This window comes from Brevibacterium sp. ZH18 (genome assembly GCF_022748595.1).
Lineage (GTDB): Bacteria > Actinomycetota > Actinomycetes > Actinomycetales > Brevibacteriaceae > Brevibacterium.
The window spans coordinates 1-11193 of record NZ_JALDSX010000074.1; the positions used below are offsets into that span (position 1 = coordinate 1).

An 11193-nucleotide genomic window follows, 5' to 3' on the forward strand; every position below is an offset into this window, starting at 1 on the left:
AGCAACCTTTAGCCAGGTTGCTCACGCGCCGGAGGGTTGCTGAGCGGAAATCAGCCGGTCGTCGAACTACTTCGGAGCGGGCAGGTCGTAGTCGATGACGAGCGGAGCGTGATCTGACCATCGCTCACCCCAGCTGTCGGCCTTGTCGACAGTGGCTTTGACAGCGGAGCCAGCCAGGCCCGGTGTCGCCATGTGATAGTCGATGCGCCATCCCGCATTGTTGTCGAAGGCCTGACCGCGCATCGACCACCAGGTGTAGGGCCCATCGATGTCGCCGCTGAGCGACCGATGTACGTCAACCCAGCCGACATCGCCGAAGAAGCCGTCGAAATAGGCGCGCTCCTCCGGAAGGAATCCGGCCTTCTTGCGGTTGGCCTTCCAGTTCTTCAGGTCACGTTCGGTGTGGCAGACGTTGAGGTCACCGGTGACCAACGCGTGGTCGGCATGCTCAGCCAGTTCTGGCAGCCGTACGGTCATCCGATCGAGGAAACGGTACTTGTCCTCTTGCTTCGGAGTGTCGACCTCACCGGAGTGGACGTACGCCGAAACAAGAGTCAGCAGCGAACCGTCACCGAGGCGGTAGTCGGTCTCCAACCACCGTCCGGCCCGGTCGAAATACCCGTCGTCGCCGAGGCCCTCGCGCACCTCGAGGGGTTGTGTCCGCGCCATCACAGCGACTCCGGCACGGCCTTTGGCCTCAGCATCGTGGCTGATCGTCGTGTAGCCGGTGTCTTCGAGAACCTTCAGCGCGATGTCGTTGGCAGCCCTGACTTCCTGCAGGGTGATGAAGTCGGGTTTCGCACTGTCCACCCAGGTGGGCATCCCCTTCTTCCAGGCTGCGCGAACTCCGTTGACGTTGACTGATGCAATCCGAATCATGTGTCCTATCATGGCATGAGCGCACTACTCATACGGGACAGGGCGTTATAGAGTGGTCGTAAGACATATATTTCAGGAGGCGTAATGGCTGTTGACGAGACTTTCGATTCCGAGCAGCTGAGCATCAGCCCGCTCGACGAAGTGGACGCCCGTGAAATGCGCGAGTTCCTGCTGGGTGCGCAGGAGAATTTCTGGGGAGATCGGGATCTGAGCGGCGATCACGATGCCTACTGGTTCCGCCAGTTCGTGACTTCGGGACTGGTCGCCAGGTACCGTTCAGAGATCGTCGGCTATCTGCTCGGCGCCATTCCCCACGATGGTCCTGCCTACATCCACTTGGTCGCCGCGCGAACGGACTTCCGCCACAAGGGCATCGGCCGCCACTTGTACCAGCACTTCATCGATCACTCCCGGAAACTCGGAGTCGGGTCCGTGCAGGCGACGACATTGCCTGATTCGTCCGGAGCGATCTCGTTCCACTCTTCGCTCGGTTTCTCCGGCGAGCTCGTCGAGGACTACGCGGGCGCAGGCGACCCCCGGGTCTTCTTCGAACTCAAACTCATGGACGAGTGAACACTGTCCGCTGAGGGCTGAGGCAGCGACCGCCTGCGCAGCGCCTACCGAGACTACCGAGCACCAAAGCTGAGGGCCTCCCACACATTATGTGGGAGGCCCTCAGCTTTCGCATTCAGTCTTCATGCTTCGTCCCGAAAGCTCTCGGCGACGAGCGGCAGCGAAGTGCTAGGAGCAGCGGCGCTGCACCGGACTTCTCAGCCGTGAACGGTCACTGCGCCTCGGCTGCGCGCTGAGCGACCTCCACGACGTTCTTGAGCAGCAGAGCCCGAGTCATCGGGCCGACACCACCCGGGTTCGGCGAGACCCAAGCCGCCACCTCGGCGACGGCAGGATCGACGTCTCCGACGATCTTCGACTTCCCGGTCTCGGGATCGGTCTCCCGGGACACCCCGACGTCGAGGACGATCGCACCGGGCTTGACAGCCTCGGCGGTGACGATCCGCGCCGAACCCGCCGCTGCCACGATGACGTCAGCCTGCGCCAGGAGCTCGTCGAGGTTCGTCGTTCCGGTGTGGGTCAGCGTCACCGTCGCGTTGTACTCACGACGGGTCAGCAGCGCACCGATGGACCGGCCGACGGTGACGCCGCGGCCGATGACCACGACGTGTTTGCCTGCGAGTTCGATCCCGTTGCGGACCATCAGCTCGATGACGCCGCGCGGAGTGCACGGCAGAGGCGTTGTGATCTCACGATTGACATTGAGCATCAGTCGACCGAGGTTCGTCGGATGCAGACCGTCGGCGTCCTTGGCCGGATCGATGCGCTCGAGGACTGTGTCCGTGTCGATGTGGTCGGGCAACGGCAGCTGCACGATGTAGCCGGTGCAGGCGTCGTCGGCGTTGAGTTCGTCAATGATCGCCAGCAGTTCGTCCTGGCTCACCGACTCCGGAAGGTCATGCCGGATCGAATGGATACCGACCTCGGCGCAGTCACGGTGCTTGCCCGCGACGTACCACTTCGATCCGGGATCTTCGCCCACAAGGACTGTGCCGAGACCAGGGACGACTCCGCGTTCGGCGAGGTTCGCCACGACGGTGCGCAGCTCGTCTTTGATCTCCTTCGCACAGGCCTTTCCGTCAAGGATCTGAGCTGTCATCAGTACTGTTCCAGCCCTTCGTAGAGAGGGAACGAATCGCTGAGCTTCTTGACCCGAGCAGCGAGGGCCTCGACATCAGCACCCGGCTTGAGCGCCTCGGCGATGACGTCGGCGACCTCGGTGAACTCGGCGTCGCCGAATCCGCGAGTGGCCAGAGCAGGCGTGCCGATGCGCAGACCTGAAGTCACCATCGGCGGGCGCGGATCGAACGGGACGGCGTTGCGGTTGACGGTGATACCGACCTCATGGAGCACGTCTTCGGCCTGCTGCCCGTCGAGGGCGGAGTTGCGCAGGTCGACGAGGACCAGGTGGACGTCGGTGCCGCCGGTGAGCACTGTGGCACCGGCGTCGGCGACGTCTTTGGCCAGGAGGCGCTCGGCCAGGATCTGGGCTCCGCGCAGGGTCCGCTCCTGGCGATCCTTGAACTCCTCGGAGGCGGCGAGCTTGAACGCTACGGCCTTGGCGGCGACGACGTGCATGAGCGGTCCGCCCTGCTGGCCGGGGAAGACAGCAGAATTCAGCTTCTTCCCGTATTCCTCCTTGGCGAGGAGGAACCCTGAACGAGGACCACCAATCGTCTTGTGCACGGTCGAGGACACGACATCGGCAAAGGGCACCGGGTTCGGGTGCAGTCCTGCGGCGACGAGACCGGCGAAGTGGGCCATATCGACCCAGAGCTTGGCTCCGACCTCATCGGCGATGTCGCGGAATGCCTGGAAGTCGAGCTGGCGGGGGTATGCGGACCAGCCGGCGACGATGACGTCGGGGCGGTTCTCGAGAGCGTTCTCGCGCACCTTGTCCATGTCGATGCGGTAGGTGTCGGGATCGACCTCGTAGGAGGACACATCGTAGAGACGGCCCGAGAAGTTGATCTTCATACCGTGGGTGAGGTGACCTCCGTGGGCCAGAGAAAGACCGAGCAGCTTGTCGCCGGGGCGGGCGAGCGCGTGCATCACGGCTGCGTTGGCCGAAGCGCCGGAGTGCGGCTGCACGTTCGCGTACTCGGCGCCGAAGAGGCTCTTCGCCCGCTCAAGCGCCAGGTTCTCCGCGACGTCGACGTATTCGCAGCCGCCGTAGTAGCGCTTCCCGGGATACCCTTCGGCGTACTTGTTCGTCAGCACGGACCCCTGTGCCTGCAGCACTGCGCGCGGCACGAAGTTCTCCGAGGCGATCATCTCGAGGGTCGAACGCTGGCGACCCAATTCCTGATCGAGGACTTCAGCGATCTGTGGATCGATGTCTGCAAGCGAGGCCTGCATCGAGTTATCGGTCATTTATACACTCCTGTGGCGTCCAAAGTGACGAGTGGGAAAGCGCGATCGACTGCGCGAACACTCGGAATCCATGCTAACAGCGAACAGGTTCCCACCGAGGCGGCTGATCGTCATGCGGATACTCACCAGCCGAGCGGGCGAAGGAGATTACAATCGTGGGAATGAACCGAGAATGGATCCTGCGAGTCACCTGCCCGGATGCAACCGGAATCGTCCATGCCGTGACCGGGGCACTTGCGTCACTGGGCGCCAACATCACCGAGTCCCAGCAGTTCTCCTCCCCTGATTCGCAGCAGTTCTTCCTGCGGCTGCAGTTCGTCACAGCAGTCGGTCCCGGGACCGACGCGCAGTCCCTCGAAGCGTCCCTCGCCGAGGTGGCCCGACGTTTCGACATGACCGTGAGCCTCCAGCCCGCGGAGAAGAAGACGAAGACGCTCGTGCTCGTCTCGAAGGCCGCTCACTGCCTCAACACCCTGCTGTTCCAGCAGAGCTCAGGTCAACTGCCCATCGACATCGTCGGCGTCGCCGGCAACCACGACTCCCTGCGCTCCCTCGCCGAGTTCCACGGGCATGACTTCCACCACATCCCCATCACCAAGGAGACCAAGGACAGAGCCGAGGCTGAGCTCAGCCGCCTCGTCGACGACCTCGATGTCGAACTCATCGTCCTCGCCCGGTACATGCAGATCCTCTCCCCCGATCTCTGCGCCCGACTCGAGGGCCGGGTCATCAACATCCACCATTCCTTCCTGCCCAGCTTCAAGGGCGCGAAGCCCTACCACCAGGCTCATGCGCGCGGCGTCAAGATCATCGGAGCCACCGCCCACTATGTGACCCCTGACCTCGACGAGGGCCCGATCATCGAACAGGACGTGGCTCGCGTCGACCACAACCGCAATATCGCCGACTTCGTCCAGCGCGGGCAAGACGTCGAGGCAGCGGTCCTCGCTCGAGCGGTCCGCTGGCACGCCGAGGGCCGGGTCCTCATGGACGGCCACCGCACGGTCGTCTTCAATTGAGGCGAGCGCCTCGGCGAGGTTGTGGTGCAGTTCTGTCACAACCGGGACTGAGGCCTCCTCTCGGGGCAGTACCTGGGTTACTGTCGGCGTATGAGTGAGACCGAAATTTCAGACGCCTCCGACCTCAAACGCCTGCCGATTCCCCGTGGTCCGGTCAACCTGGCCAGGCAGGCCCTCCTGCGGGTCGCGAATCTCGGCCTCACCGCCGCCTACGGCGCCTATCGCCTCCATCCTGCGATCTGGCGATTCACGGCCAAGCACTACCATCCCGGACTCGAGCCCTTCGCCAAGCTCAATGCCTGGATGATCTGTCAGCAGGCTTCGCTCGATGTGCCCGCTTACCAGGACTATCTGGCTCGCACTGGATTCACCTTCAAGTGGTGGGACCTCGAGGCCTACACTCCGACGTCGAAGGACGACTTCGTCCGCCGCTACAGCGAAGAGCACCGCTGCTGGGACGGCCGGATCGAACGCATCGGAACCGTCGTCGACGAATCCTCTGGCTCGTCGGGCACGCCCTACAACTGGATGCGGTCGAAGAAGGAGCTCGACACCGTTCACAAGAATGTCGCCGGATATGTCACGATGCTCTTCGACCACAAGGACCTCTTCTGCATCAATGCGTTCTCGATGGGCGCGTGGGCTACGGGAACGAACACGGGTCTGGCGATGGCGAAGGTGGCCATGGTCAAGAACACGGGTCCGGACCTCGAGAAGATCCTCGATACGATGGCCCATTTCGGTCCTGGCCACACCTACCTCATCAGCGCCTATCCCCCGTTCCTCAAGCACCTCGTCGATCGGATGGACGCCGAACCCGGAGTCTGGGACGACTTCCGTCTGGCCGGCTTCGTCGGCGGCGAAGCCATGACCGAGGGGCTGCGTGACTACCTGGAGAAGCGATTCATCCGCGTGTACTCGGGGTATGGGGCCAGCGACCTCACGATCGGTATGGCCGGTGAGTCCGACCTCTCGGTCGTCATCCGACGCGCGCTAGCTCATGACCTCGACTTCCGTGCCGATGTCCTCGGGCCCGAGGAGTCCCGGATCCCGATGGTTTTCCAGTACAACCCGTTGGAGACCTATCTGGAGACCACCGCCGACGGCGAACTCGTGGCCACGATCAATTCGGCCTCGGTGATGAGTCCGCGCCTGCGCTACAACATCGGCGACGAGGCCACGCTCATTGACTTTCCGCGGATGGTCGAGCTCACGCGCGCCCACCCGGAGCTGGCCGCAGCCTGTTCCCGAGCCTTCGCCGACAACGGCATGAAGCTGCCGTTCGTGCTTCTGTTCGGACGAGCCGATTCCACGATCTCCTATATGGGCGCCAACATCTACCCACTCGACATCGAGAACGGCCTCTACCGGGACAATCCTCAAGCCCCCCTCATCGAGTCGTTTCGGATTGAGCTGCGTGAGGCCGATAACCACGAGCAGCGTCCGGCACTGCACATCCAGATGCGCGAGGAGACCCCCGAGATGTCAGGGGCCGACAGGCGCGACCTGGCACAGACCATTCAACGCGGTGTGCTTGGCCACCTCGCCTCGGTCTCCCGCGACTTCGCGCAGAGTATGAAAGAGGATCCGACGACCGCTGAGCTCCACATCGAGATCCATGACTTCGCCACGGGGCCGTTCGCCGAGGCCACGACGAAGATCAAGAACGTGTATGTGCAGAAGAGCTGATCGAGGGGCGAGACCCCCTGAACCTCCTCAAGGAGTGGAATCGTGAAATCCAAAGACTTCTCGCAGGCCCCGCCGCAGGCCCGCGCCGAGGTGTACTTCCTGGGTGCCAACAAGTACCGCAATCCGCTGGTGATGGTGGGGCAGATGCGCCGCTGGCCGAAGCTCGCAAAGGGCCTCCGTCGCGCTCCCGGCTATTTGTGGCATCGCAGCTACTACGAGTTCCCCGACCGGATCGGCCTCATCGTTGCGTTCTCCACCCGCGACGATCTCATGAAGTATGCTCGCACTCCCGAACACGTCGAGATCATGAAATGGCTGGTCGGCAGCGGAGACAAGTCCCCTGCAAAGGGCGGCTTCATCCGAATCCTCAACGCCGAGGAATGGGGTTACACGAACGGCGAATTCCGTGCCGAGGACGGCAGGTTGGGCATGATCGATTCCTTCACGAAGCTCAGTTCGGAATGATGCGCGCATGAGGGCGAAGAGAGTGCGCAGCCGGCGTGAGCTGAAGGCATTCATCGACCTCGCGCCCGAACTCGCAGCTCGCCGAGGAGACACGGACCACTATGTTCCGCTGTTCACTTCAGACATCGCGCAGTGGCATTCGCACTCCGGGTGGTTCAACGAGGACGTCGAGCTGTGGCTGATCGTCGATGAGTCCGGAGCACCCGTGGCCCGCACGATCTGCCACTCCTCGCCTGAACTCGCCGCAAAAATTGCGGCCTCGGACAGGCCTGCTCGGGCGACCTCGGATGATGTGATGCCCTCCAACACCACCGACACCACCGACCCAGCTGGTGAGGCGTCTCTCGGTCGACCGTCGACGTTGTTCTTCGGTGCGCTCGAAGCTGCTGACGCCGAGGCGCTCGATCACCTCATCGCGCACATCGGATTCCGTGCCGATCAGCTGGGCGCACGTCGGGTCTTCGGTCCGGTCTCCCCTCTGCCCAATGTCACCGGGGGGATGCTGACCGCAGGCACTGACCGACCCGGGTTCTTCGACACCGCATGGAATCCCGCCTTCTACGCCGACAGCTTCCACGCTGCCGGGTTCGCGTCGTGGGGTCCGGCGCAGACGTGGGAGGTCGAGGTCGGTTCCATTCCTGCTGCTCGGGCGACTGCGGTGACTGAAGCCGAATGGGAGGCGTCCGGTCTGCGTCGGCGGCGCATCTCCCGCTTCGGACTGCCGGCATTCGTTCGAAGGCTCCTGCCCACGCTCAACGCGGCATTTGCACAGCTTCCCTATTACACTCAGATCTCGACCGCGCAGCTCAAATCGCAGATGCAGGGACTCACCGCTCTCATGGATCCCGAGCTGATCATCGACATCGCCGGAATCAAGGACTCGAGCGAAACGCCGTCCCGCTGCTTCGCCCTCGTCATCCCCGACCCGCTTCCGGTGCTGCGCCGCCACGGCGGCCGATTGGGCCCGAGCGCGATCCTCGACCTGCTCGTCCATCGTCATGAGCTGCGCGACGCGGTCCTCATCATCCAGGGCACGGATCCCGACTTCCAGGGCCGCGGGATCCTCTCAATGGCCATCCGCGATCTCAACTCGGCACTCTGCGCCAAGGGCTACCGACGGCTTCGGGTCACGTTCATCGCTGAGGATAATCCCGCCTCGGCGGCCGTGTTCGAGCGCTCCGGCGGCGAACCGATGCACTCTCTCTCGTTCTTCGACCGGCACCTCGACGGGAGACGACGATGACCCTCACACCTGCTCTCATCGACGAGCTCTTCAGGCATGCCGGTCGATCCCCGTCCGCGCACAACACCCAGCCGTGGGTCCCACGGTTCGTCGCCGGTGATGGGCACTCCCCCGCCGAGGTGGTGCTGACCGTGGATCCCCTCCGCACCCTGCCCGCCGGCGACCCGACGTTCGAGGATCTCCACCTGTCCATGGGGTGCTGGGTTGAGTCCTTCGCCATCGCCGCCGCCGAGGCGGGTCTGTCCGTCGAGACCACCTCCATCCGTGGCTGCGGATCGGCCCTCGAGGTCCGAATCCAGATCGGCGAAGGCACTCCGAGCAGTACAGCCAGTACAGTCGCTGCGGACAACGGCGCAAACGATCCGTGGCCCCCGTTCGGCGTCGCGGACCTCTACCATCGACAGGTCGATCGAGGACCGCTGCGACGGGATGGCGCCGCCTTCGCATCGGCGCTGCGCGCAGTCAACAGTGCTCTATCCGCAACAGGTGGGCCCCTCCACTCAACCGGTGCGGGCTCGAGTGCAGAGCTCGTCGAGATTCCCGACCAACTGTGGAAGCCGCTTCAGGGTCGATCATCGTTGTACTCTCTGTCTGACCCGGCGATCTTTCGCGAAACTCTGGACTGGCTGCGATTCGACTCACGCGATCCTCGCTGCTTCCGCGATGGCCTCAGCGCGAACTGTCTGCGGATCCCACCGATGATCGCGGCAGCGGCGGCACGGTTGAATACGGCATCCCTGCGTCCCTGGATCGGGTCGCTCACCTCGGCGGTCCTCACGCCTGTCGGATTTGCACAGAGGATCAGGGCCTCGCTGCGGCGACGAGCTCTATCCGAAGACTCCGGTTCGGGCGAGGGCCTACCGCCCCGAACCACAGCCCCACACCGTGTGATTCTGACCGTCGACGACGCCCTCACCGCCACCGCAGGCGGTTGGTCAGAAGACCACGATCGCTCAACCCGTGACGATATTGTTCAAGCCCACGCTCGGGCGGCGCAGGAAATCGAGGTAGGGCGCACGCTGCTGCGCATCTGGTTGCTCTTCGATCGCTGCGGTCTCCGCGTCGACGTGCATTCCGAGCTCAAGGACTGTCCGGAGACAAAAGCTGAACTGAGTGCATTTCTCGCTCGCCGCAGTCTCGTCGAATCTGCCACGACCGAAATCCCGTCACCGCAGAATTCGCCGCGATCCCGCCGTCGTCCGATCGCGGCGTTCTCCGTCGGACGGTCGACTTCCGAGGTTCCTCGCTCGCACCGATTGAACACCTAGCATTCTCAAAGCTTATTCACACCTTCTGCAGAATATGTTGTAGGGTCTCCACGGCTTACCAAAGGAGACCATTACTGATGACGGAAACCACTTTCCGCACAATTGCAATCGTCCTGTACTTCGCCGGAATGCTGGGCATCGGCTGGTTCGCGTATCGCAAGACTAAGAACAGCCTCGACGACTACATGCTCGCAGGCCGCGGTCTGCGCCCGAGCGTCGCAGCGCTAAGCGCAGGCGCCTCCGACATGTCCGGCTGGCTGCTCATGGGGCTGCCCGGCGCGATCTACCTTTCCGGCCTTGTCGAAGCCTGGATCGCCGTGGGCCTGACAGTCGGCGCCTGGGTGAACTGGAAGTTCGTGGCACCCCGACTGCGTGCCTTCACTGAGCAGGCCGGCGATTCGATCACCATTCCCAGCTTCTTCGAGCAGCGTCTGAAGGACAACACCCACCTGCTGCGTATCGTCTGCGGTGTCATCATCCTGGTGTTCTTCACGTTCTACGTGTCCTCAGGCATGGTTGCGGCCGGCAAGTTCTTCGAGTCGAGCTTCGGGCTGAACTATCTTGCCGGAATGCTCATCGTCGCCGCGATCACCATGATCTATACGCTGTTCGGCGGATTCCTCGGCGCCACTCTCACCGATGTCGCCCAGGGCCTGCTGATGTTCGCAGCGCTCATCGCCGTGCCCGTCGTCGCCGTCTTCAACGCCGGTGGGCCAGCCACTGTCATCTCCAACGTCAAGGACATCGATCCCAGTCTGCTCAACATCTTCGGCAGCGGACCGTTCTGGGCCGGGGGCACCTATCTGGCGGTGATCTCCGCTCTGGCTTGGGGGCTGGGCTACTTCGGCCAGCCGCACATCATCGTGAGGTTCATGGCCCTGCGAACTCCCGCCGATGCGACTGTGGCTCGCCGGATCGGTGTGGGCTGGATGGGAATCTCGGCTTTCGGCGCGATTGCCACTGCGATTGTCGGCATCTCCTACTTCTCGGAACACGCCGATATGAAGCCGACCGACCCGGAGACCGTGTTCCTCGACCTCGCGCAGATCCTGTTCCACCCGTTCATCGCCGGATTGGTTCTGGCCGCAGTGCTCGCGGCGATCATGTCGACGATCTCCTCACAGCTCGTCGTCACGTCGTCGGCGCTTGTCGAGGACCTGTTTAAGATCGTGGCTCTGCGAACCGGATCGAAGCGCACGCTGCAGGACACGACCTATGTCCTGCTCGGGCGGCTCGGAATCCTCGTCGTAGCGATCATCGCCGTGCTTCTGGCGATCTCCCCGTCGAACAGCATCCTCGACCTGGTGGCGTTCGCCTGGGCCGGATTCGGTGCCTCGTTCGGCCCGATCGTCCTGCTGACCCTGTTCTGGAAGAAGCTCAGCAACTGGGGTGCCCTCTTCGGTCTGGTCTCAGGTGCTGTCGTCGCCTTCGTCTGGGGACAGGTCAGCACACCGTTGACTGATTCGATCTATGAGATCATCCCCGGCTTCGTCGTCAACCTCATCGTCGCAGTCGTGGTCAGCAGATTCACGTACACACCCGACGCCGAGGTGCTTGCCGACTTCGACGAATCGGTTGAGCTCTCGAAGGTGAAGTGACGGTCCGCAGATCCTGAGCATCTCACCGAGGTGACCAACGATCCGCTGGCCGCGTCCATGACAGAGGAACGGCGGTTCTTCACACC

10 protein-coding genes are annotated in these 11193 nt (G+C 63.2%); 7 read left to right on the forward strand and 3 right to left on the reverse strand.

What is annotated here, in order from left to right; all coding sequences use genetic code 11:
* Window positions 1-66 precede the first annotated feature (66 nt).
* Window positions 67-879, reverse strand: coding sequence for an exodeoxyribonuclease III (locus MPN20_RS16505; RefSeq protein ID WP_242783903.1), 813 nt, complete (start codon window positions 877-879; stop codon window positions 67-69).
* Window positions 880-963: 84 nt separating this feature from the next.
* Between MPN20_RS16505 and MPN20_RS16510 the strand changes: the two genes are divergently transcribed.
* Window positions 964-1452 (forward strand): GNAT family N-acetyltransferase, encoded by a 489-nt coding sequence (locus MPN20_RS16510; RefSeq protein ID WP_242783905.1) that lies wholly within the window; start codon window positions 964-966, stop codon window positions 1450-1452.
* A gap of 211 nt (window positions 1453-1663) precedes the next feature.
* On the opposite strand, the gene MPN20_RS16515 is transcribed toward MPN20_RS16510, so the two are convergent.
* Window positions 1664-2551 carry a bifunctional methylenetetrahydrofolate dehydrogenase/methenyltetrahydrofolate cyclohydrolase gene (locus tag MPN20_RS16515; protein ID WP_242783907.1) on the reverse strand — a complete coding sequence of 296 codons (888 nt, stop codon included), beginning with the start codon at window positions 2549-2551 and terminating at the stop codon, window positions 1664-1666.
* Window positions 2551-3825, reverse strand: coding sequence for a serine hydroxymethyltransferase (gene glyA, locus MPN20_RS16520; RefSeq protein ID WP_242783909.1), 1275 nt, complete (start codon window positions 3823-3825; stop codon window positions 2551-2553). Before glyA ends, MPN20_RS16515 begins: the two co-directional genes overlap by 1 nt.
* Window positions 3826-3986: 161 nt before the next feature.
* On the opposite strand from glyA, the gene purU reads away from it, so the two are divergent.
* From purU to putP, 6 genes are all read left to right on the forward strand, one after another.
* On the forward strand, window positions 3987-4844 hold the full coding sequence (gene purU / locus MPN20_RS16525) for a formyltetrahydrofolate deformylase (protein ID WP_242783911.1): 858 nt from the start codon (window positions 3987-3989) through the stop codon (window positions 4842-4844).
* 90 nt (window positions 4845-4934) lie between these two features.
* Window positions 4935-6533 (forward strand): phenylacetate--CoA ligase family protein, encoded by a 1599-nt coding sequence (locus MPN20_RS16530; RefSeq protein WP_242783912.1) that lies wholly within the window; start codon window positions 4935-4937, stop codon window positions 6531-6533.
* Between the two features lie 42 nt (window positions 6534-6575).
* Entirely contained in the window at window positions 6576-6998 is a 423-nt protein-coding gene (locus MPN20_RS16535; RefSeq protein ID WP_242783913.1) for a hypothetical protein, read from the forward strand.
* A 7-nt stretch (window positions 6999-7005) separates the two neighbouring features.
* Window positions 7006-8241, forward strand: a complete 1236-nt coding sequence (locus tag MPN20_RS16540; protein WP_242783914.1) for a hypothetical protein — start codon at window positions 7006-7008, stop codon at window positions 8239-8241.
* Entirely contained in the window at window positions 8238-9509 is a 1272-nt protein-coding gene (locus MPN20_RS16545) for a hypothetical protein (RefSeq protein WP_242783915.1), read from the forward strand. Before MPN20_RS16540 ends, MPN20_RS16545 begins: the two co-directional genes overlap by 4 nt.
* A gap of 77 nt (window positions 9510-9586) precedes the next feature.
* Entirely contained in the window at window positions 9587-11107 is a 1521-nt protein-coding gene (gene putP, locus MPN20_RS16550) for a sodium/proline symporter PutP (RefSeq protein ID WP_242783916.1), read from the forward strand.
* Window positions 11108-11193 lie beyond the last annotated feature (86 nt).

What these genes read in the sequence shown, in the direction of transcription:
- MPN20_RS16530 (WP_242783912.1), top strand. Translation starts at nt 4,935, where the DNA reads ATGAGTGAGACCGAAATTTCAGACGCCTCCGACCTCAAACGCCTGCCG.
- putP (WP_242783916.1), top strand. Translation starts at nt 9,587, where the DNA reads ATGACGGAAACCACTTTCCGCACAATTGCAATCGTCCTGTACTTCGCC.
- MPN20_RS16540 (WP_242783914.1), top strand. Translation starts at nt 7,006, where the DNA reads ATGAGGGCGAAGAGAGTGCGCAGCCGGCGTGAGCTGAAGGCATTCATC.
- MPN20_RS16510 (WP_242783905.1), top strand. Translation starts at nt 964, where the DNA reads ATGGCTGTTGACGAGACTTTCGATTCCGAGCAGCTGAGCATCAGCCCG.
- MPN20_RS16505 (WP_242783903.1), bottom strand. Translation starts at nt 879, where the DNA reads ATGATTCGGATTGCATCAGTCAACGTCAACGGAGTTCGCGCAGCCTGG.
- MPN20_RS16545 (WP_242783915.1), top strand. Translation starts at nt 8,238, where the DNA reads ATGACCCTCACACCTGCTCTCATCGACGAGCTCTTCAGGCATGCCGGT.
- MPN20_RS16515 (WP_242783907.1), bottom strand. Translation starts at nt 2,551, where the DNA reads ATGACAGCTCAGATCCTTGACGGAAAGGCCTGTGCGAAGGAGATCAAA.
- glyA (WP_242783909.1), bottom strand. Translation starts at nt 3,825, where the DNA reads ATGACCGATAACTCGATGCAGGCCTCGCTTGCAGACATCGATCCACAG.
- purU (WP_242783911.1), top strand. Translation starts at nt 3,987, where the DNA reads ATGAACCGAGAATGGATCCTGCGAGTCACCTGCCCGGATGCAACCGGA.